Genomic DNA, 18,693 nt, shown 5'->3' with positions numbered 1-18,693 from the left:
CTCCTTTCATTCCGTGGGCCTCAATAGGGGCCGGTGCGCGACGGATGGACGTCGTATTCGTGCAGGGCCGGATCCGCATTCATCGCTGCAAAAACCGGCGCCAGGCGCTCGGCCCATGCCGATATGCCGGCTTCATCCGCGATCAAATCCTGACGCACTTCGAGCAGGGCATGTGGGATTCCTGTCACCATACAATGGCGGTACATGGTATCGCCCTTCAAAGCGCCGTCATAGGGTTCGTTGTCGCCGACGACGAGATCGGGATCGGCGCGCAGCTTGTCGAGCAGCGGGCCGACGGCGCGCCGGTCGCTGTCCCAAAGAACGGCGGCGTGCCAGGGTCGGGGAATGCTCTTCCATGCCGGCGTGAAAGAATGCAGCGATAGCACCAGCGGTGCCTTGCCTGTGCTATTCGCCACCGCGTCGATCGTGCCTGCCACGGCCTCGTGGTAGGGGCGATGAAAGGCTTCGATCCGGTAAATACACTCCTGCGGCGTGATCGGGTGATTGCCTGGGATGACGGCGCCGTCCGAGATCTTCATGATCAGCGTCGGATCGTCTTCTCCGCGGTTCGGGTCGATCAGCAGCCGCGAGAAGCCGCCGAGCACGGCTGGTATGCCGAGCCTCGCTGAAAGCTGTCGCGTCAGGCCTTCGATGCCGATGTCATAGGCGATGTGGCGGGCGAAGGCAGACTCCGGCAGGCCGAGCCTTTCATACCGGGCGGGAAGGCGGTTCATTGCGTGATCGGCGAGGATCACCATGCCTTTGTCATGTTTTCCGGGTAGAATTTCGAAGGATTGGAAGTCGTCCATGAAGGAATTGCCGTTGCTCATTGCCCAGTCGCGCCCAGTGATTGCATGAGCCCGCGACCGGTTCAAGCGCGACGGGCGGCGACAGCGGATATGAACCTTTGCGGACCGTTATCAAAGGGAATATAATCGATTAGCATTGCGTTGACTTTCGGATGGCGGCGGCGCAAGAAGGCACGGATATGAATAACCGTGGAGCTATTTGGGAGCCGTGTTGATTCAAGCCGCGCCAAGTTTCCTCACGCGGTCCGGACCGCTGGTCCGACTCGCCCTGTTTGCTCTTGCAGCCGCCATGCCCTTCTTCATCGCAGATGCCGCACGCGCCGATTTTCGCGTGTGCAACGGAACGCAAAATCTGGTTGGGGTAGCGATCGGATACAGAGCCAAAGACGGCTGGATCACGGAGGGCTGGTGGCAGGTGCCGGCAACGACTTGCGCCACGCTGATCGAGGGAGAATTGCAGTCGCGTTATTATTACCTCTACGCAGAGGACGCCGCCCGGGGAGGACGGTGGACGGGGGACGTGCAGATGTGCGTGGCGGAAAACGAATTCAAGATCTCGGGCGTGCAGGATTGTTATGCCCGGGGCTACCAGAAGATGGGATTCAAGGAATATGACACGGGCCGCCAGGGCAGCTGGATGGTTCAACTCTCCGACACCCCAGGGACGCAAGAAAGTCAGAATTGATGAAGCGTAATCGCAAAATTAAAATCCTCGCCACCCTCGGGCCCGCCTCCGCCGAGGAATCGATGATCGAGAAGCTGCACCAGGCCGGTGCCGATGTCTTCCGCATCAATATGAGCCATGCGAGCCACGACCTGATGCGAACGCTCATCCAGCGCATCCGCTCGGTCGAGGCGCGTTCAGGCCGGCCGATCGGCATTCTCGCCGACCTGCAGGGACCGAAGCTGCGCGTCGGCAAGTTTGTCGACAGCAAGGTCGATCTGAAACCCGGCCAGACCTTCACGCTCGACAACAATGAAGCGCTCGGCGATGCCACACGCGTCTACCTGCCGCATCCCGAGATCCTGGAATCGGTGCAGCCTGGCCACCGTCTGCTGATCGATGACGGCAAGCTCTGCCTGCGCGCCGACAAGTGCGACGGGAAGAGCATCGTCACGACGGTGATCTCCGGCACGCGCATTTCCGACCGCAAGGGTGTCAGCCTTCCCGACACGTTGCTCGGCGTCGGTGCGCTGACAGACAAGGACCGGTCCGATCTCGACGCCGTGCTCGCCACCGACGATGTCGACTGGGTGGCGCTTTCCTTCGTCCAGCGTCCAGACGACCTAGCCGAAGTGCGCAAGATCGCCCGCGGCCGCGTCGGCCTGATGTCGAAGATCGAAAAACCGCAGGCTCTCGAGCGCATCGAGGAGATCATCGAGCTTTCCGACGCTCTGATGGTCGCCCGCGGCGATCTCGGCGTCGAAATGCCGCTCGAATCGGTTCCAGGCATTCAGAAGCAGCTGATCCGTGCCTGCCGCCGTTCGGGCAAGCCGGTTGTCGTCGCCACGCAGATGCTGGAATCGATGATTTCAGCGCCGGTGCCGACACGCGCCGAAGTATCAGACGTCGCGACCGCCGTCTTCGAAGGCGCCGATGCCGTCATGCTCTCGGCCGAATCGGCCTCGGGCGACTATCCGGTCGAAGCCGTTTCGACCATGGCCTCGATTGCCACGGCCATCGAGCGCGAGCCGCATTATCCCGGCATCATCTATGCTCAGCGCGCCCAGCCGGAAGCAACCGGCGCCGATGCGATCTCGCTTGCCGCCCGTCAAATCGCCGAAACGCTGAAGCTGTCGGCGATCGTCTGCTACACCTCGTCGGGCACGACGGGTCTCCGCGCCTCGCGCGAGCGCCCGCAGGTGCCGATCCTGGCATTGTCGCCGATCATCAAGACTGCGCGCCGGCTTGCCATCGTCTGGGGCCTGCATTGCGTCGTCACCCATGACGCGACCGATCTCGACGACATGGTCAACCGCGCCTGCCGCATCGTCGCCGACGAAGGTTTCGGCAAGCCGGGCGATCGCATCATCATCTCGGCCGGCGTGCCGCTCGGCACGCCGGGCGCCACCAACATGCTGCGCATCGCCTATATCGGTTCGGACGGCCAGAGCGGCGTCTGATCCGATCGCATCTGTGATGAAGCCTGCTTCCTAAAGGGGCGGCAGGCTTTTTTCGTTCATGTGACCAGGCATTGCCAAGGGATGCGGCGCATGCAAGTCTCGATCCTCGGGTTTGGAGGGATCATCATGGATATCGTCACTCTTTTGGCTTTCGCGGCCGTTTCCTTCGTCGGTATCGCCACACCAGGACCGACAGTGCTGCTGGCGTTGACAAATGGTTCTCGGCATGGGCTGCGCCGCGCGGTCGCCGGCATGGTCGGCGCGGTTCTTTCGGATTTCGTCCTGATTGGCGCTGTGGCTGTCGGACTCGGTGCGCTGCTTGCGGCATCGGAATTCTGGTTCTCGATGCTGAAATGGGCGGGTGCCGCCTATCTCACCTTTCTCGGCATCATGCTCTTGCGCTCGAAGGGCACGATCGACGCGGCGCTGAAACCCGATGAGGCGGCGGTCATGAGATCGGCCTTTTCGATCGGGCTGAAGAGTTTCATGGTCGCGGCGACGAACCCGAAGGGATATCTCTTCTTCTCCGCCTTTCTGCCGCAGTTCATCGAGCCCACCCAGCCGCAGACGGCGCAGTATTTGCTGCTCGCCCTTGTCTTCGCTGTGCTCGATTTCATCATCATGTTCGGTTACGCTTTCTTCGGCTCGCAGGCGGTCCGTTTCCTGAAAACGTCAGGCGCCTTATGGCTGGAACGCGCATGCGGCGGCGCGCTGCTCGCCCTTGCGGGATCGCTTGCCTTTTACCGTCGGGCCACCGCCTAAACTCATCGGGCCAAGGACATATGGCCGACGCGGTAGGTCTGCGCGTCATCGCCGATCTCGGGAGGCTCCCGCCACAAGCTGAAGCGTATGCGGGTCCAAGTCGTCGGTTCGAAGCCGGAGACGGAGGCGAGTGCGCCTGCCGCCAGATCGGCTTCGGCCTCTGCGATTTCGGCCCGCCGGAGATCGGCAAGCGGTGCATGGGCTTCAGTCTGCAGAATATTGCGGGTTGCGAAGGCGGCAGCGGCGATATCGGGCGAGATTTGCGCCTCCCACACGATCCAGGTCTTCACCTGCGGCCAGCCGAAGGCACTGGTGAGCGCCTGGAAACCCGTGCCGCAGAGGAAGTCGCCTGCGCGTTCCGGCCTCCGCCAGAGGTAGAAGGGCGCATACAGGTTGTCGCGGCTGCCGAATTCGCTGATGCGGGCGCTGAGATAGGCTTTGAAGCCGAGATTGGGGAAGCCGTCGAGCAACGGCCCCTTGTCGCGGATGCGGCGGTCGATGATCGACATGTCGTAATCGGCCGGCAGGGTAAAGCTGTATTGCATAGCGATCATGGCCGTGCCTCCACTGGATCCAGCCATTCGACAAAGCTGCCATTTTCCGCCGGCTGGATGCTGATATAAGTGAACGGGCTGTCAGCGGCGGCGCCATGCCAGTGGCGTTCGCCGGGCGCAAACCAAACCGCATCGCCGGCACGCAATTCCTCAACCGAGCCGCCCTCATTCTGTGCCAGGCCCTGTCCCACAAGGACATAGAGCAACTGCCCCTTGGGATGGGTGTGCCAGCGGGTGATGGTGCCCGGATCGAGCGTGGCACGCACCGCGGTATTTTCGCCGTCGGTGCCTTCGAGCAGCATCTCAACCCAGAAGGGCGCGGTTGCCACGCCTTCGGGCGAGCGGGTCACATTACCAGGTCGCCTGACGGTCATCGATTTCGGGTTCGAAGCGCTCATTGCCGGCCTCCGGCTATCTGCAGCCGCCAGTCTGGATCGGTCATTTGGGCGATCCCGTTGCCGAAGGACCAGTCCTCAGGCGCGCTGGTGCTGACGACGATCATCACGTCTTCCGGCCGAAGGCCCGGCGATTGGGTCAGCAGCTCGGCGAGCCGCCGATACAGCGCTGCTTTCATCTCCCCCGTTCGCGGCCGGCCGATCGTGACCGAGATATAGACGAAATCGTCCGAGCGAGGGCCGGCAAGATAGCTGCGGTCGAAGATCAGTTCATTCTCATCATGCTGATGGATGGCTTGGAAGCGGTCGTTTTCGGGCACGTCGAAGGTCTCGACCAGTGCGCGCTGGACGTTGTCGGCAAGCGCTGCGAGATATTCCTGTGACTTGCCTTTGCGAAGAGAGACGCGAACGAAGGGCATTGGGATCTCCATGGTTCGGGCCGTCCGGCGGCCTTGACAACAGCATCATCGCAGCACAGGATGATGCTGAAAATCAGAATTTTATGGATCAAATATCCCAAAATTTGGAACAATACGATGCGGCGAACGATCTTCGATCTCGATGTGCTGCGGACCTTTTCGACCGGCATGGAGCTCGGCAATTTCGCCAAGGCGGCGGAAAAGCTTGGGCGTTCGACGTCAGCGGTCAGCGCGCAGCTGAAGAAGCTGGAGGAACAGGCTGGCACCCCAATCTTCCGCAAGGCGGGTCGCGGGCTGGCGCTGACCGATGCCGGCGAAACGATGCTCGGTTATGCCAGACGGTTGCTGGAGCTCAATGACGAGGCGGCGGCGGCCGTGCACAGCATTGAGCTGGAAGGCTGGGTGCGACTGGGTCTGCAGGAGGATTTCGGCGAGAGCTTGTTGCCTGAGGTGCTTGGCCGTTTCGCGCGGGCCCACCCGAAAGTCCGCATCGAGGCGCGGGTGGTGCGCAATGCCGAACTTCTCCAGCGGGTCACCTCAGGCAAGCTCGATTTGGCACTCGCCTGGAGCGACGGGAAATTGACGGCGCATTGCGAGCGCATCGGCGAAGTGCCGATGTGCTGGATCGGGCCTGCCGAGGGACAGCCCGGCTGGCATGTGGCAAGCGGCGAGCCGATGCCGCTTGCCTCGCTGGAGGCGCCGTGCCTGTTGCGCAGTGCGGCGACCAAGGCGCTCGACGCGGCGGGAATCTCCTGGCGGCTCGCATTCGTCAGCCCCAGTCTCGGCGGCCTCTGGGCAGCGACGGCGGCGGGCCTCGGTTTGACCATCCGCACGCCGATCGGCCTGCCGGCAAAGGTCCGGGCGCTTGCGCCAGAGGCAATCGGCCTGCCTGAGCTGCCGAAGCTCGGCCTGGTGCTGCATAGAGCCGAAGCTGAGCTGCAACCAGCTGCGGCGCGGCTTGGCGAACTGGTTCTACAGTCCGTGCATGGCGCGCTGCACGGGACGGCAGGCTGATCTCTCGCTTGCCTCTGCGAGCGCAGGCCCCGATCAATGAATCCGCCCTGTTATTCAGCCGAAGCGTTCCAACGCCATAGCGAAGATGTCGGTATCCACATTGCCGCCGGAGGTGACGGCGACGACGGTATCGCTTTCCAGCGCCTCGCCGTGGAAGAGGGCGGCAGCCAGCGCCACGGCGCCGCCCGGCTCGACGACAATCTTCAATCTGACGAAGGCCAGCGCAATGGCGCGCAGCGCCTCGTCGTCGGTGACGACGATGCCGGCGCCGGCGAGGCGCTTCAAGATCGGGAAGGTGATCCTGCCCGGCTCCGGTGTGATGATCGCATCGCAGATCGAACCCGACATCGAGGCGTTGCGTTCGATCCTGCCGGAGGCGAGCGAGCGGGTGGTATCGTCGAAGTCCCTGGGCTCGCAGGGACGGACGCGAAAGCCGGGGGCGCTGGCTTCGAGGGCGAGCGCGATGCCTGACGTCAGTCCGCCGCCGCCGCAGGGAACGAGCACCTCGGCTTCCGTTATACCTTCTTCTTCCGCCTGTTCGGAGATTTCGAGACCAGTCGTGCCCTGACCGGCGATGACAAGCGGTTCGTCGAAAGGTTTGATCAGCGTCAGGCCGCGCTCGGCGGAGAGGCGGGCGCCGATTTCGTCGCGATCCTCGTTGGCGCGGTCGTAGAGTACGACCTCGGCGCCAAAGGCGCGGGTATTGGCGATCTTCAGCTTCGGCGCATCGCTCGGCATGATGATGACGGCGGGCACGCCGTGCAGCTTGGCGGCAAGAGCGACGCCCTGCGCATGATTGCCCGAGGAGAAGGCGATGACGCCGCGTGCGCGTACTGCCGGGTCGAGCCCGGAGACGGCAGACCAGCCGCCGCGAAACTTGAAGGAACCCGAATGCTGCAGACATTCCGCCTTCACGAACAGGCGCCGGCCGGCGATCTCGTCCAGGAAGGGGGAGGAGAGAAGCGGCGTGCGGCGCGCGCGACCACGCAGTCGAGCGCGGGCGGCAACAATCATTTCAATGCTGACCATTCGAGAATCGTCCTGCTTGCGGCGTCGCTCATGCATAGGACGGGGCAAACGGTTTGTGAACGGCGACTTTGTCACCGTGACATGAATGACCATGCGCAATGCCCGGCGGCTCGCCGACCGTCAATAGCCGCCCGCCGAGCCTTCTGTCGCGCGGGCGTCCATGGCGCCGTTGTAACGAGCGCCGCCGCCCTTTTCGATGGCGGCAAGGCTTTTGCCGCCAACGAGGATGCCAGCGGCCTGGCCCCAGAGCGGCGCGTCGTTGCCGCCGTCGAAGCTATAGCCCATTGCCGCAAGCGTCTTTTCCGTATCCGGCGAGAGCGCATAGGGCTCGAGATAGACCTTGTCGGGCTGCCATTGGTGATGAAGCCGCGGTGCGTTGACTGCCTGGCTGATATCCATGCCAAAATCGACGACATTCAAAATCGCCTCCAGCGTGATGGTTATGATGCGCGAACCGCCGGGGCTGCCGATCACCATGAAGGGCTTGCCGTCGCGGGTGACGATCGTCGGGCTCATCGAGGAGAGCGGCGTCTTCTTCGGAGCGATGGCGTTGGCTTCGCCCTGAACGAGGCCATAAAGGTTCGGCACACCCGGCTTGGAGGTGAAATCGTCCATCTCGTTGTTGAGCAGAATGCCGGTGCCGGGTGCCACGACCGCTGCGCCGAAGGAGCCGTTCAGTGTATAGGTCACGGCAACCGCATTGCCCTCGTCGTCAATGATCGAATAGTGGGTCGTCTCGTTGCTTTCCTTGCCGCCGAGCGGTTCCAGGTTGGCCGAAGTCCCGGCCTTGTAGGGATCGATCTTTGCTGCGATCTCCTTGGCGTAGCTCTTGTCGAGCAGTTTTTCGACCGGATTATCGACGAAATCGGGATCGCCGAGGGCCGCGTTGCGGTCGACATAGGCGTAGCGCATCGCCTCGACCATCACATGCACGGTTTCAGCCGAGGCGTAGCCGAGATAGGAGAGCGGATAACCTTCGAGGACGTTGAGGATCTCGCATATGATCACGCCGCCGGAAGAGGGTGGCGGCGAGGAGATGATGTCATAGCCGCGGTAATTGCACTCGATCGGCTTCAGCTCGCGCACGGCATATTGCTCGAAGTCCTCCTTGGCGAGGATGCCGCCCTTGGCCTGGCTCGCTTTTACGATCGCCTCGGCGGGGGAAGCCTTATAGAAGGCGTCCGGTCCTTTTTCCGAAATGGCCGCCAGGACTGCAGCGAGATCCGGCTGCGCAAGCTTTTCGCCGGAGCCATAGGGCTTGCCGTCCGGTTTCAGGAAAATCTTCGCCGCCGTCTCGTCCTTGGCAAGGCGCTTGGTGCTGCCGGCAAGGATCGCCGCGTCACCCTGTTCCAGCGTATAGCCCTCCTTGGCGAAGCGGAGCGCGGGAGCGATCAGATCCTGGCGTGAGCGGGTGCCGTATTTCTCGCGAGCCGTCTCGAAACCCATGACGGAGCCCGGAACGCCGACGGCGAGATAGCCATCAAGGCTGGCCCGCGGCACAATATCGCCCTTAGCATCGAGATACATGGTCTTTGTCGCGGCGAGCGGCGCGCGTTCGCGGAAATCGAGGAAGGTCTTGGTGCCGTCTTTCAGGCGGATGGTCATGAAGCCGCCGCCGCCGAGATTGCCGGCCGAGGGATAGACGACCGCCAGTGCATAACCGACGGCGACCGCTGCATCGACGGCGTTGCCGCCGCTCTTCAGCACCTCGACGCCGACATCGGTCGCCAGATGCTGGGCGGTGACGACCATCCCGTGTTCGGCTTCGACCGGTGCGGGCGAGGCCGCGAAGGCCGTCGTCAGAGTTAGCGACAATGCCGATATGACGGAGATCGTCCCGATATGCAGCCGGCCCATGATTTCCCCTCCTATGGACAACAACGGAAAGACATATGGGGCTGCTGCGGCCCGCGGCAATGCAAGGAGCAGGCTTTGTGCGAGGAAGCGGAGCGAATGTCCCGAGAGGAACACCGCCGGAGAGATCAAACGCCGTGGAGAGCCCCCGGCATCAGCGACGGCTGGGTTTGGACCGCCGGACTATGCAGAGAGGCGGCGAGCCTTTCTTCGGCCCGGCGGGCGGCCGCCTGAAGGTCGCGCGGCTCGCCGGCGATCTTTTCCATGGCGGCGATGGCGACGTCGGTGGCGAGATAATCCGGCTTATGGCCGACGCCGCGGACCGTAACGAGTTCGGAGCCTGCTATATCGCGGGCAAGGCCACGCGAATGCAGGTGTTCCCAGACGATCTCGTCGCGGTCGCCTGTGATGATGACGGTCGGCGCGGTGATCTGCGAATAGAGCGGCGACTGCTCCTTCACATAGGCGAGCAGTCTTTTGAAATCGGCTGCATTGTTGTGGAAGGTGCGCGGCCGCAGCACCAGCGACGGGCCGGTTTTTTCGATGTAGTCGGCAGGGCGTGGATTGGGACGGAAGACATTCAGCGTGCCGCGCTCCAGCCGGCTCAGTCCAAGCGGAATGACGATGGCGTGGTTGAAGAGCCAACCGATGACCGGCACGGTCGCCACATGATAATACCAGTCGATGCCGCCGGGCCACGGATGGGTGGCGGGTGCGAGGAAGAGCAGGCCGGCGGTTTTATCCGGGTGGCGCAGGCAGAAGGCGGCGGTGATCGCGCCGCCGAAGGAATGGCCGACGATGATCGCCTTCTCGATGCCGCGCCTTTCCATCAGCCGGGCGATTGCATCGGCCTGGCCCGAGGGTACGGCGTTCTCAGGGCCGCCGCGCTCGGAATAACCGTGACCGGGACGATCGACGAACAGCATTTCCGCCCGGCCCTCGAGCGGTGCGCGAAAAGCGACGATCTGATCGAGCAGATTGCCGCTGGCGCCGTGAATGAAGACGAGCGCCGGCAGGTCCGCATTTTCGGGACGCTTGACATGGACGGCGTTCATGCGGCAGCCGCCGACATCCGTTAACTCGCCGATATTCGGATAGGTCTGTTCGAATTGCCGCGCCTTGTAAGAGGAGTAACCGATGGCGGCGGCGAGCGGGGCGAGAAGAGCGGAAACTTCGGCAAGCATGATCTTAAAGGCGACAGTCGGTGGGTTTTGCGGGGGACGGTTATGTCAAACATCCCGCGACAGTTCTAAAATTGCGCGCTCTGGCCGCAGGTCAAGCTCGGTGAGCCGGCTTCAGGTTCGATTGCCGGCCAGTTTTTCCGCAAGTATGTTGACCTGCTCCTGCGCGGTGCGATCGGCGGGATAGATATCGAGGAACCGTTCCCAGGCCTTCAGGGTCAATTGATCATTCCCGGAATTGCTGAGGATCGCGGCCATGCCGGAGAGCGCGCCGAAATGGCGCGGCTCGATATCCAGCACATGCTCGATGTCGGACATCGACTTGCGATAATTGCCCATGACGAAATTCAGCGTGGCGCGGCGATTCCAGCTCTCGGCATAATCGGGCTTTAGGGCAATCGCCTCGTCGAGGAAATCGAGAGCGGCGGGATTGCGTTTTTCCTCGATCGCCTTGTCGGCCCATTGCATCAGCAGGTTCACGGTCGCACTGCCGGAATCATTCCATTCCAGACGAATTTCATTGGCGATACTGCTGGCCTTGTCGGGATCACGCTCGCGCTTCAACTGGCTGAAGAGCTGATCGAGACGCTGCTTCGGCGAACTACTGGCATCCCTCCGCTCGACAATGACGTTCTTTTCCGCCGCGGCGGCCGGAAACGGGGAAGTGGAGAGGATGAAGGCGAGTGGCAGCACCGCTGACGTCAAAGCAAAAAAGCGCATGGCGGACATATTAGTCCGCCAGTGCCGAAGATCAAACAAAATAGACGTGATCACCGCAGCGACCACCGGATGTCCGTCGACGCAATCTGCGCGCCGCACGATCCGGATGCGCGCAATCAGCCCTGACGAGCCTTGTAGCGCGGGTTCAGCTTGTTGATGATGTAGATGCGGCCCTTGCGACGAACCAGACGGTTGTCACGGTGACGAGCCTTGAGCGACTTGAGCGAATTCTTGATCTTCATTTTTCTGATCCGCGATCTCTATGGGGGAATTCACATTCGCCCGTAACTTTAACAATCAAAAGCGCGCCGTCGGGGCGCGCTCTTTAGGTGGGGGTGCAGATACCCCGTCACCTCCAGCGTGTCAACCGCGTGACGATGTTTTTCCCAAGCCGCACGGTCATTTTCTCACTGCGAAACCGGCAATTTCGGCGCCAATGTCGTGACATGACCCATCTTGCGGCCGGGGCGCCACTCATTCTTGCCATAGAGGTGAACCAGCGTGTCGGGACGCTGCAGCCAGTCGCGAACGGCAAGGACATCATCGCCGACCAGATTCTGCATGACGCAGTCGGAGTGCCGCTCGCCATTGCCGAGCGGCAGGCCGGCGACAGCGCGGATATGCTGCTCGAACTGGCTGACGACGCAGGCGGCTTCCGTCCAATGACCGGAATTGTGGACGCGCGGCGCCATCTCGTTGGCGATCAGGCCACCGTCGGCGAGCACGAAGAATTCGATGCCGATCACGCCGACATAGTTCAACGCGGCGAGAATCTTTTCGGCCGATTGACGAGCAGCCTCCGCTGTCGTCGCCGAGATTGCGGCCGGAACGGTCGAGGTGTGGAGGATGCCGTTGCGGTGGACATTCTCGGCGGGATCGAAGCAGACGACCGTCCCGTCCGCGGCGCGGGCGGCGATGATCGAGACCTCGCGCTCGAAGGCGACGAAGCTTTCGAGGATGAGCGGCACGGCCCCGAGCGCGGCATAGGCGCCGTCGGGATTGTCAGCGGGCGAGCGGAAAACCTTCTGCCCCTTGCCGTCATAACCGAGACGGCGGGTCTTCAGTACACCCTTGCCGCCGAAATCCTTCAGCGCTGTTTCTAGATCAGCCTGGCTGTCGACCGCATGAAAGCGAGCGGTTGATATGTCGCAGCCGTTGAGGAAGCGTTTTTCGACGAGCCGATCCTGGGCGGCCTCGAGCGCCTTGGCAGGCGGATAGACGGCGATGCTTGCCGAGAGCGCTTCGGCGGCGGCGACGGGCACATTCTCGAATTCGTAGGTGACGACGTCGCAGGCGTCTGCCAGTTCGGCCAGCGCCGCCGGATCGTCATAGGCGGCGACGATCTGCCGGTTCGCCAGTTGGGCGGCGGGGCAGTCGAGCTGCGGCTCGAGGATGACAGTGCGGAAATTCAATTTGGCGGCGGCGATGGCCAGCATGCGACCGAGCTGGCCGCCGCCGACAATGCCGATCGTTCCTATGGTCATTGGTCGTCCATTGGATATTCGGCGACGGCAGCACTCTGGCGCTCGCGCCATTCGTCGAGCCTGTCGGCAATCTCTTCGTCGGAAAGGGCCAGCACGGCGGCCGCGAGAAGAGCCGCGTTGACCGCACCCGCCTTGCCGATCGCGAGGGTCCCAACCGGAATGCCGGCCGGCATCTGCACGATGGAAAGAAGGCTGTCCTGGCCTGACATGGTCTTCGACTGAACCGGGACGCCGAAGACCGGCAGCGGCGTCATCGATGCGGTCATGCCCGGCAGATGCGCCGCACCGCCGGCGCCGGCGATGATGACCTTGAAGCCTTCCGCGCGCGCGCCCTTGGCGAAATTCATCATGCGCTCGGGCGTACGGTGCGCTGAGATGATGCGCGCATCATAAGCGATTTCCAGCGCTTCCAGCGTGTCGGCCGCGTTCTTCATGGTTTCCCAATCGGATTGGCTGCCCATGATGATGGCGACGAGTGGTCTATCTGTCATCCTGCGACCGTTCCTTTCAGGCAATGATATCGGGAACGATCTGGTCTTCCAGCTTGGAGAGCTTGTCCTTGATGACGAGCTTCTTCTTCTTCATGCGCTGGATTCGCAGAGCGTCGCATCCGGTCTCGATCATGGCGTTGATCGCAGCGTCGAAATCCTCGTGCTCCTGGCGCAGACGCGCCACCATGAGCCTGATTTCCGCCTGTTCCTGATCGGCCATATGCATTCCCCGTTATCGTCCTCGGACCTTGTCCGATCTGCCGATGATTTCCGCAAGCTCCTATCACCAAATACGGGTAACGGCTAGTTAGTCTTGATCATGAATTTGCCATCGCATCTTCATCTTTTGGCCTTCGACAAGCCGTCAAAAATATGTCACAGTCCGCCCCGTTGACACCTTGATCCCCGACGAGATGGTCGGGGAGGGTAAGAGGAAGGAAGGGTCAAATGACAGTTGAAGCTCATCTTGAATCACTCCAGAAAAAGCATGTCGCTCTCGAGGAGGAGTTACATGCTCTCAGAACAGCTCCCTCTATCTCCGATACAGAAATTGCCGAATGCAAGCGCCGCAAGCTGCGCATCAAGGACGAGATTCAGCGTCTCAAGTCATCCGTCCATTAATCTTCCCAAGGGTCGCCGGCGATCATCTTGCGCACGAGGTAAATCCATCCATTCCGCCTAAAATTTGCAAGAACCGGTGATTACACCAGAATTGCGCCAGCCCGATGCTTTGTGACGTCGCGGCTGGCGCATTTGCGTCTGCGTGTCGCCAATGGCGATAATGAGTGCGTCAGGGCGTCATGGGAGTCAGGCCCAGAACTGATCCAGCCACAGATTGAGCTTGTCAAAGCCGCGGTTGTTGACCGCATAGATGCGTTTCGTACCTTCCGAGGTCACGGAGACAAGATTGCTGTCGAGCAGGGCCTTCAGGTGCTGCGAGACAGCAGGACGACTGATCGGCAGGCCCTCGGCAAGCTCGTTGACGGTGCGCGGCGCGCGCCGCAACTCCTCCAGCAGAAAGCGCCGGTTCGGGTCGGCAATCGCAGAGAAAGGGTCCGTGTTCGACATGGCGGAAACGCTACGTCAAACCGGCCGATGCAGCAAGGAAATTGTGCATTGCAGCGTGCCGCCGCGCTTACCAGCCGAGGCCCTCTCGCGTGATCAGAAGGGCTGCGATCAGCGCCATCATATACATGAAGGGATAAAAGATCTGCGGCTTCATGCGGCGCACGCACCAGGCGCCGGCAAGAGTGGCGAGCGGCGCGAAAGGCAGGAGCGTGGCCGAGGTCGCAAGGTTCTGTGTGTCGAGCTGGCCGAGCGCAAAGTAGGGAATGAGCTTGATGGCGTTGAGGATTGCGAAGAAGCGCACGCTGGTGCCGGTATATTCGCGCGGCTCCAGTTTGAGCGGTAGGGCATAGATCTGAAACGGCGCGCCTCCGGCATGGGCGACGAAGCTGCCATATCCGGAAAATGTGCCCCAGAGACGGGCGGCGACCGGCCGCTGTCCGCGCGGAGGGATCGTCTTGCCGGCGCGGGGGCCGAAATTGCTCCAGAAATAGCGGAGGCAGAAGAGGATCGTCACCGCGCCGATGACGACGCGAAGGACGTTGCCGGGAACGAGCGCCGAGGTCGCCCAGCCGAGGGCAATGCCGAAAATTGCGCCCGGCAGCATGATCCTCAGCGTCGCCCAATCGCCATGCCTGCGCCAGATGACGAGCGAGATCATGTCCATGAAGACCAGGATCGGCAGCAGGATCGCCGCCGCCTCGAGCGGCGAGACGGCGAGCGCGAGAAAGGGCAGGCCAATCAGCGACAAAGCGTCGCCCATACCGCCTTTTGCGAGGCCGACAAGCAGAACCGCGGGCACGGCGGCGTAGTAGAATGACAAGTCCTGCGGCATGCTTTCGACGTCCTCCTCTTGCAAGCCTCCTCTAACGGAACTACTCACACAAAACGAGTGCGGATCCGTTATTTCGAGAAGGGAATTCGCAGGAAACGGAAAGACTCATGACCGAAGCCGAAAACCGCTGCCGCCTAGTGCTCATCGTCCCCGATATGGCCGACGCCGATGAACAGGCAAAGATCGTCGCCGATGCGCTGAAGGGCGGCGATGTCGCCTCCGTCATCGTGCCGCAATACGGGCTCGACGACGGCGCCTTCCAGAAACATGCCGAAAAGCTGGTGCCGGTGATCCAGGATGCGGGGGCCGCCGCGCTGATTGCAGGCGACAGCCGCGTGGCGGGACGGGCGAAGGCGGATGGCCTGCATATTACCGGCAATGCCCAGGCACTGTCGGAGGCGATCGACAAACACGCTCCGAAGCTGATCGTCGGCGGCGGTAATGCCAGCGACCGGCACAATGCGCTGGAGATCGGCGAAGTCAGGCCGGATTATATCTTCTTCGGCAAGCTCGATGGGGATATCAAGCCGGAGGCGCATCCCAAGAACCTTGCGCTGGGCGAATGGTGGGCCTCGATGATCGAAATCCCCTGCATCGTTATGGGCGGCACCGATCCGGCGTCGGCTCTTGCCGTCGCCGAGACCGGAGCAGAGTTCGTGGCGCTGCGCCTGGCGGTATTCGAGGAGCTCGGCCGAGCACCGTCCATCGTTGCCGAGATCAATGCTCTGCTCGACGAAAAAGCGCCACGGTTTGAGGATTGAAATCCCGCTCATGTCGATCCTGCCCGCCCGCCCTTTGAAATATCTGCTTGCCAGCATAGTCGCCCTCACTGCGGGCGGGTCTGATATCGCCGTGGCGCAGGCACCGGACAGCGTCATCAGCCAGCCAGGCACCGCGCCGGCGTCAAGCTTTCGCACCGACCGGCTCCCCAATGGGGATGTGAAGCCCTCGGATGGCGTGGGCGTTTTCGACCGCATGGGCGCGAAGCTGCCCGACCTTCCGCCGGAGAAGGACTACAAAGGGCCGATTGACGAGGCGTACGGCGCCTTTCAGCGCGGTTACTATCTGACCGCGATGGACAAGGCGCTGCCGCGCGCCCAGCTCGGCGATCCGGCGGCGCAGACGCTGATCGGCGAAATCCTGTCGCAGGGTCTCGGCGTGAAGAAGGACGTGAAGAATGCCGCCTTCTGGTATGGCAAGGCGGCCGAAGGCGGCGATCCTGCGGCGATGTTCAAATATGCGCTGATGCTGATGGAAGGCCAGGGTGTGCCGCGCGACAAGGCCAAAGCCGACGACTATATGCGCAAGGCCGCCGAAGCCGGCAATCCTTCAGCCGAATTCAACTGGGCGCAGATCCTCGTCGCCGACAATCCCGGAGAAAAGGGGCTGAAGCTCGCGCTGCCGTTCTACGAGAAATCAGCCGAGCAGGGCATTGCCGATTCGCAGTATGCCGTGGCGCAGATCTATGGAACGCTGAAGGACCTGCCGCAGGAAAAGAAGCAGCTCGCTCGCGAGTGGATGGCGCGCGCAGCGCGTGCCGGCTTCGACACGGCCCAGCTCGATCTCGGCATCTGGCTCGTCAACGGCGTCGGTGGCCCGAAGGATTATGTCAAGGGTTTCGAATGGCTGAAACTTGCCGCCAATGGCGGCAATGTCGTCGCGCAGAACAAACTCGCCCATCTCTACATCAACGCCATCGGCACGCCGCCGAATCCGATCGAGGCGGCGAAGTGGTATGTGCTGTCGCGCCGTGCCGGGCTTGCCGATCCCTCGCTCGAGGATTTTTATCTCGGGATCGAGGACGATCAGCAGAAGGCGGCGATCGATGCCGCCAACAAGTTCCGGCGGCGATAGCGGCCGCGCGCTTCATTCTCTAAGGCATGCCGCGATCTTTCAGGTTCGCTTATCCTGCCGTCGGTTTTTCCTTATGTCTTTATCGCAAGACCGCCGCACAGTCTTGCGAGAGACATGCTTTAGAAAAGCGCGTCGGCGAAAAGATCCTCGTCATTTTCGACTTTGGCGGTCTCGGCCGGCGCTGGAATGCTCTCCTCGCTTGCCGGGATGATGTCGCGATGAATGTTGCGCTCCTGGACCATCGTATAGAGCTTGAAGATCTTGCGGTCGAGCGGTGCGATGGCCTCCGCGAGATCGGAGATATCGGCGACATCGGTGCCGGCGACGCCTTCGAGCACATCGGCACAGCGGGCAAGGACATCGCCGAGTTCGTGCTGGAAGTCGAGCTTGCCGATCAACAGACCGATCTTGGTGGCGACCTCGCGGCCGTTCTCGGCGAGCACCTTCAACTCGTTTTCCATGACGTTGGCCGCGGAACGGATGTTGCCGACGGCCGAGGTCAGGCTCTCGCCCAGCCCGCCGGCCGCGGCGTCCGTGGCCGGAGCCACGCGCCCGGCGGCGGCTTCGAGCGCCGGCAGGCCGTTGACGATGGCGTCGGCGGATTCGTCGAGCTTGCCGGCGAAGATGCGCAACTCGGCTGTGACGACATTGATCGATTTGCCTTCCTCTCCAAGCCGGCTGCAGCGCAGATTGGTGTTCAAAGCCATGTAATGGATGTCGGTCCTGACGACGCGGATGTTGGTGATGGCTTCGGAAAGCTTGGCGGCCGTGCCGATTGTCGAATGGCTTACCTGGTCGGCCTGCCGGCTTGCCGTGTCGACCTGCTTGACGATCTCGTGGGCGGCGGAAACGCTGGATTCCAGCGCGCGCATGAAGTTGCCGCCGGCTTCACCGCTTTCCGCGCCCATTTGATCGCGCAGTTTGAGGATTTCCCGCATGTCGTGGTCGAAACTCGCAATCGTCTTGACGACATTCTCCGAATCCCGCTGGAAATTGACGCACATGTCGCTCATCTGCGCCGCGGTCAGATGGTGAACGACATTCTGGAGACGCTGGCGCGCACCGGCCTCGAGCCTGGCGCCATCTTCGCCGGTGAGGAAATCTTCAAGCAGCGAAAAGGTTGCTTGTACATGCTCGATGCGCTGACGGGTGATATCGCCGATCTGCAGGGCCGATAGAGTGGAACTGACCTTGCTCTGGACGCCGCGTGCGATCGCGCCGACCTCACGGGCGATGACCCCGAGATTCTTGCGATGTTCGGCGATTTTGGCGGCATCGTCGCGCAGGGCTTCGGCGACGGCGGGAACGGTATCGGCGTAGCCTTTGGAAACGCTGACGCCGAAGGACGCGGCGAGTTTGACCTCTTTCTCGAGGCTGTCGAGATGGGCAGCGAAGCGATTGACCTCGTCGGTACCCGAATAGATACGTTCCAAAATCTCCTGCGCAAAGCCGGCGAATTCGGCAAGGCCGGCGCCGGTGATCTTTACGGTCACGGCAAAGGTTCTGAGATAACGCATCGTCTCCTGCATGTCGGCGACATGCTTGCGCAGTTCCCTGCCGGTTTGCGCCAGCGAGACGAGTGCCTGCTGGCGGTTTCCTTCGGCCACCGGCAACGCAAGCAGGCTCTCCACAGTGGCGCGGAGATCGGCGCTGGTATCGCTCGCCTCGTTGTCATCGAGTGCCTTGGCGACACTTTCGAGCGAATTCAGCAAGCGGTTGAGGACATCCATCACCGACAGCAGCACCGAGCCGCCCTCGAGAAAACGCTCCTCGACTTGGCAGCGGGCGGATTCCAAGGTCTGACTGATCTCCCGCCCCGATGTGTAGGCTGCAGCGTTGGATGTTACCAGAGCGTGTGCCACATTTATACCTTTTCTTAAAACGCCGGCCATTTGACTCTATTTCTACGGGCAGGATGGAAATGTCCGGTAAACGCGCCAGACTCGCCTCCGTTGTGATTAATGAAAGGTTTGAGACGAGGCGCCCGGTGCAGCGCGTGGCCGAAAGGGGCCATTTAAGATTCTGTTTTTACTTTATTTATCTCTAAATTTTCAGAGAAATATACAACTTATTCCAGATAAGAATTGGGAGTCGCGGACTGCG

At 61.9% G+C, this 18,693-nt stretch carries 22 protein-coding genes; 7 read left to right on the top strand and 15 right to left on the bottom strand.

Translation table 11 applies throughout. The features are described from left to right. Positions 1 to 20: 20 nt before the first annotated feature. A complete protein-coding gene (locus ACQ7C1_RS08535; protein WP_430958086.1) occupies positions 21 to 809 on the bottom strand; it encodes an N-formylglutamate amidohydrolase in 789 nt (262 codons plus the stop codon). Between the two features lie 199 nt (positions 810 to 1,008). Here ACQ7C1_RS08535 and ACQ7C1_RS08530 point away from each other — a divergent pair, with 199 nt between their 5' ends. From ACQ7C1_RS08530 to ACQ7C1_RS08520, 3 genes are all read left to right on the top strand, one after another. Further along, positions 1,009 to 1,494, top strand: a complete 486-nt coding sequence (locus tag ACQ7C1_RS08530; RefSeq protein WP_011426762.1) for a DUF1036 domain-containing protein — start codon at positions 1,009 to 1,011, stop codon at positions 1,492 to 1,494. After that, positions 1,494 to 2,933: a pyruvate kinase gene (gene pyk / locus ACQ7C1_RS08525; protein WP_085779390.1), complete on the top strand. Its 1,440-nt coding sequence runs from the start codon at positions 1,494 to 1,496 to the stop codon at positions 2,931 to 2,933. The genes ACQ7C1_RS08530 and pyk overlap by 1 nt, the downstream gene beginning before the upstream one ends. Before the next feature lie 126 nt (positions 2,934 to 3,059). Next, positions 3,060 to 3,695 (top strand): LysE family translocator, encoded by a 636-nt coding sequence (locus tag ACQ7C1_RS08520; protein WP_430957974.1) that lies wholly within the window; start codon positions 3,060 to 3,062, stop codon positions 3,693 to 3,695. Between the two features lie 2 nt (positions 3,696 to 3,697). Here ACQ7C1_RS08520 and ACQ7C1_RS08515 read toward each other — a convergent pair whose 3' ends face one another. Genes ACQ7C1_RS08515 through ACQ7C1_RS08505 form a run of 3 tightly spaced genes read right to left on the bottom strand, consistent with a single transcriptional unit; the run spans position 3,698 to position 5,063 of the window. Continuing rightward, positions 3,698 to 4,249, bottom strand: a complete 552-nt coding sequence (locus tag ACQ7C1_RS08515) for a DUF4865 family protein (RefSeq protein ID WP_430957973.1) — start codon at positions 4,247 to 4,249, stop codon at positions 3,698 to 3,700. After that, positions 4,246 to 4,647 (bottom strand): cupin domain-containing protein, encoded by a 402-nt coding sequence (locus ACQ7C1_RS08510; protein WP_430957972.1) that lies wholly within the window; start codon positions 4,645 to 4,647, stop codon positions 4,246 to 4,248. Before ACQ7C1_RS08510 ends, ACQ7C1_RS08515 begins: the two co-directional genes overlap by 4 nt. Further along, positions 4,644 to 5,063: a tautomerase family protein gene (locus ACQ7C1_RS08505; RefSeq protein ID WP_430957971.1), complete on the bottom strand. Its 420-nt coding sequence runs from the start codon at positions 5,061 to 5,063 to the stop codon at positions 4,644 to 4,646. Before ACQ7C1_RS08505 ends, ACQ7C1_RS08510 begins: the two co-directional genes overlap by 4 nt. Before the next feature lie 117 nt (positions 5,064 to 5,180). Here ACQ7C1_RS08505 and ACQ7C1_RS08500 point away from each other — a divergent pair, with 117 nt between their 5' ends. Then, entirely contained in the window at positions 5,181 to 6,077 is an 897-nt protein-coding gene (locus tag ACQ7C1_RS08500) for a LysR substrate-binding domain-containing protein (RefSeq protein WP_430957969.1), read from the top strand. Positions 6,078 to 6,131: 54 nt separating this feature from the next. On the opposite strand, the gene ACQ7C1_RS08495 is transcribed toward ACQ7C1_RS08500, so the two are convergent. The 8 genes from ACQ7C1_RS08495 to ACQ7C1_RS08460 form a co-directional block, all read right to left on the bottom strand. Continuing rightward, positions 6,132 to 7,106, bottom strand: a complete 975-nt coding sequence (locus tag ACQ7C1_RS08495; protein WP_430957968.1) for a threonine ammonia-lyase — start codon at positions 7,104 to 7,106, stop codon at positions 6,132 to 6,134. A 120-nt stretch (positions 7,107 to 7,226) separates the two neighbouring features. Next, positions 7,227 to 8,963: a gamma-glutamyltransferase gene (ggt, locus tag ACQ7C1_RS08490; protein WP_430957967.1), complete on the bottom strand. Its 1,737-nt coding sequence runs from the start codon at positions 8,961 to 8,963 to the stop codon at positions 7,227 to 7,229. A gap of 125 nt (positions 8,964 to 9,088) precedes the next feature. Continuing rightward, positions 9,089 to 10,144 carry an alpha/beta fold hydrolase gene (locus ACQ7C1_RS08485; RefSeq protein ID WP_430957966.1) on the bottom strand — a complete coding sequence of 352 codons (1,056 nt, stop codon included), beginning with the start codon at positions 10,142 to 10,144 and terminating at the stop codon, positions 9,089 to 9,091. A 111-nt stretch (positions 10,145 to 10,255) separates the two neighbouring features. Further along, positions 10,256 to 10,870, bottom strand: coding sequence for a tetratricopeptide repeat protein (locus ACQ7C1_RS08480; protein WP_430957965.1), 615 nt, complete (start codon positions 10,868 to 10,870; stop codon positions 10,256 to 10,258). 107 nt (positions 10,871 to 10,977) lie between these two features. Then, complete coding sequence (gene ykgO / locus ACQ7C1_RS08475; RefSeq protein WP_003582204.1) at positions 10,978 to 11,103, bottom strand: type B 50S ribosomal protein L36; 126 nt, start codon at positions 11,101 to 11,103, stop codon at positions 10,978 to 10,980. 165 nt (positions 11,104 to 11,268) lie between these two features. Then, positions 11,269 to 12,345, bottom strand: a complete 1,077-nt coding sequence (locus tag ACQ7C1_RS08470; protein WP_430957964.1) for a 5-(carboxyamino)imidazole ribonucleotide synthase — start codon at positions 12,343 to 12,345, stop codon at positions 11,269 to 11,271. After that, entirely contained in the window at positions 12,342 to 12,836 is a 495-nt protein-coding gene (gene purE, locus ACQ7C1_RS08465) for a 5-(carboxyamino)imidazole ribonucleotide mutase (protein WP_064811306.1), read from the bottom strand. Before purE ends, ACQ7C1_RS08470 begins: the two co-directional genes overlap by 4 nt. A gap of 16 nt (positions 12,837 to 12,852) precedes the next feature. Continuing rightward, positions 12,853 to 13,056 (bottom strand): YdcH family protein, encoded by a 204-nt coding sequence (locus ACQ7C1_RS08460; protein ID WP_010028538.1) that lies wholly within the window; start codon positions 13,054 to 13,056, stop codon positions 12,853 to 12,855. 227 nt (positions 13,057 to 13,283) lie between these two features. On the opposite strand from ACQ7C1_RS08460, the gene ACQ7C1_RS08455 reads away from it, so the two are divergent. Next, complete coding sequence (locus tag ACQ7C1_RS08455; protein WP_008533139.1) at positions 13,284 to 13,457, top strand: YdcH family protein; 174 nt, start codon at positions 13,284 to 13,286, stop codon at positions 13,455 to 13,457. Between the two features lie 186 nt (positions 13,458 to 13,643). On the opposite strand, the gene ACQ7C1_RS08450 is transcribed toward ACQ7C1_RS08455, so the two are convergent. After that, positions 13,644 to 13,904, bottom strand: a complete 261-nt coding sequence (locus ACQ7C1_RS08450) for an ArsR/SmtB family transcription factor (protein WP_003552646.1) — start codon at positions 13,902 to 13,904, stop codon at positions 13,644 to 13,646. A 67-nt stretch (positions 13,905 to 13,971) separates the two neighbouring features. Next, positions 13,972 to 14,736, bottom strand: a complete 765-nt coding sequence (locus ACQ7C1_RS08445; protein WP_430957963.1) for a sulfite exporter TauE/SafE family protein — start codon at positions 14,734 to 14,736, stop codon at positions 13,972 to 13,974. Positions 14,737 to 14,843: 107 nt separating this feature from the next. Here ACQ7C1_RS08445 and ACQ7C1_RS08440 point away from each other — a divergent pair, with 107 nt between their 5' ends. Together ACQ7C1_RS08440 and ACQ7C1_RS08435 are read left to right on the top strand one after the other, a co-directional pair. Next, positions 14,844 to 15,497 carry a thiamine phosphate synthase gene (locus ACQ7C1_RS08440; RefSeq protein ID WP_430957962.1) on the top strand — a complete coding sequence of 218 codons (654 nt, stop codon included), beginning with the start codon at positions 14,844 to 14,846 and terminating at the stop codon, positions 15,495 to 15,497. Between the two features lie 10 nt (positions 15,498 to 15,507). Next, entirely contained in the window at positions 15,508 to 16,590 is a 1,083-nt protein-coding gene (locus ACQ7C1_RS08435) for a tetratricopeptide repeat protein (RefSeq protein ID WP_430957961.1), read from the top strand. A gap of 119 nt (positions 16,591 to 16,709) precedes the next feature. Here ACQ7C1_RS08435 and ACQ7C1_RS08430 read toward each other — a convergent pair whose 3' ends face one another. Further along, on the bottom strand, positions 16,710 to 18,452 hold the full coding sequence (locus tag ACQ7C1_RS08430) for a chemotaxis protein (RefSeq protein ID WP_430957960.1): 1,743 nt from the start codon (positions 18,450 to 18,452) through the stop codon (positions 16,710 to 16,712). Positions 18,453 to 18,693: the final 241 nt, after the last annotated feature.

Origin of the sequence: Rhizobium sp. Nf11,1 (genome assembly GCF_050587665.1) — a bacterium.
GTDB lineage: Bacteria > Pseudomonadota > Alphaproteobacteria > Rhizobiales > Rhizobiaceae > Rhizobium.
The sequence above is the reverse complement of the archived record's forward strand: the minus strand, read 5'-3'. Positions and strand labels throughout refer to the sequence as shown.

Coding starts and splice junctions, on each gene's coding strand:
- ACQ7C1_RS08535 (WP_430958086.1), bottom strand. CDS start 809: ATGGACGACTTCCAATCCTTCGAAATTCTACCCGGAAAACATGACAAA.
- pyk (WP_085779390.1), top strand. CDS start 1,494: ATGAAGCGTAATCGCAAAATTAAAATCCTCGCCACCCTCGGGCCCGCC.
- ACQ7C1_RS08520 (WP_430957974.1), top strand. CDS start 3,060: ATGGATATCGTCACTCTTTTGGCTTTCGCGGCCGTTTCCTTCGTCGGT.
- ACQ7C1_RS08515 (WP_430957973.1), bottom strand. CDS start 4,249: ATGATCGCTATGCAATACAGCTTTACCCTGCCGGCCGATTACGACATG.
- ACQ7C1_RS08510 (WP_430957972.1), bottom strand. CDS start 4,647: ATGAGCGCTTCGAACCCGAAATCGATGACCGTCAGGCGACCTGGTAAT.
- ACQ7C1_RS08505 (WP_430957971.1), bottom strand. CDS start 5,063: ATGCCCTTCGTTCGCGTCTCTCTTCGCAAAGGCAAGTCACAGGAATAT.
- ACQ7C1_RS08500 (WP_430957969.1), top strand. CDS start 5,181: ATGCGGCGAACGATCTTCGATCTCGATGTGCTGCGGACCTTTTCGACC.
- ACQ7C1_RS08495 (WP_430957968.1), bottom strand. CDS start 7,106: ATGGTCAGCATTGAAATGATTGTTGCCGCCCGCGCTCGACTGCGTGGT.
- ggt (WP_430957967.1), bottom strand. CDS start 8,963: ATGGGCCGGCTGCATATCGGGACGATCTCCGTCATATCGGCATTGTCG.
- ACQ7C1_RS08485 (WP_430957966.1), bottom strand. CDS start 10,144: ATGCTTGCCGAAGTTTCCGCTCTTCTCGCCCCGCTCGCCGCCGCCATC.
- ACQ7C1_RS08480 (WP_430957965.1), bottom strand. CDS start 10,870: ATGTCCGCCATGCGCTTTTTTGCTTTGACGTCAGCGGTGCTGCCACTC.
- ykgO (WP_003582204.1), bottom strand. CDS start 11,103: ATGAAGATCAAGAATTCGCTCAAGTCGCTCAAGGCTCGTCACCGTGAC.
- ACQ7C1_RS08470 (WP_430957964.1), bottom strand. CDS start 12,345: ATGACCATAGGAACGATCGGCATTGTCGGCGGCGGCCAGCTCGGTCGC.
- purE (WP_064811306.1), bottom strand. CDS start 12,836: ATGACAGATAGACCACTCGTCGCCATCATCATGGGCAGCCAATCCGAT.
- ACQ7C1_RS08460 (WP_010028538.1), bottom strand. CDS start 13,056: ATGGCCGATCAGGAACAGGCGGAAATCAGGCTCATGGTGGCGCGTCTG.
- ACQ7C1_RS08455 (WP_008533139.1), top strand. CDS start 13,284: ATGACAGTTGAAGCTCATCTTGAATCACTCCAGAAAAAGCATGTCGCT.
- ACQ7C1_RS08450 (WP_003552646.1), bottom strand. CDS start 13,904: ATGTCGAACACGGACCCTTTCTCTGCGATTGCCGACCCGAACCGGCGC.
- ACQ7C1_RS08445 (WP_430957963.1), bottom strand. CDS start 14,736: ATGCCGCAGGACTTGTCATTCTACTACGCCGCCGTGCCCGCGGTTCTG.
- ACQ7C1_RS08440 (WP_430957962.1), top strand. CDS start 14,844: ATGACCGAAGCCGAAAACCGCTGCCGCCTAGTGCTCATCGTCCCCGAT.
- ACQ7C1_RS08435 (WP_430957961.1), top strand. CDS start 15,508: ATGTCGATCCTGCCCGCCCGCCCTTTGAAATATCTGCTTGCCAGCATA.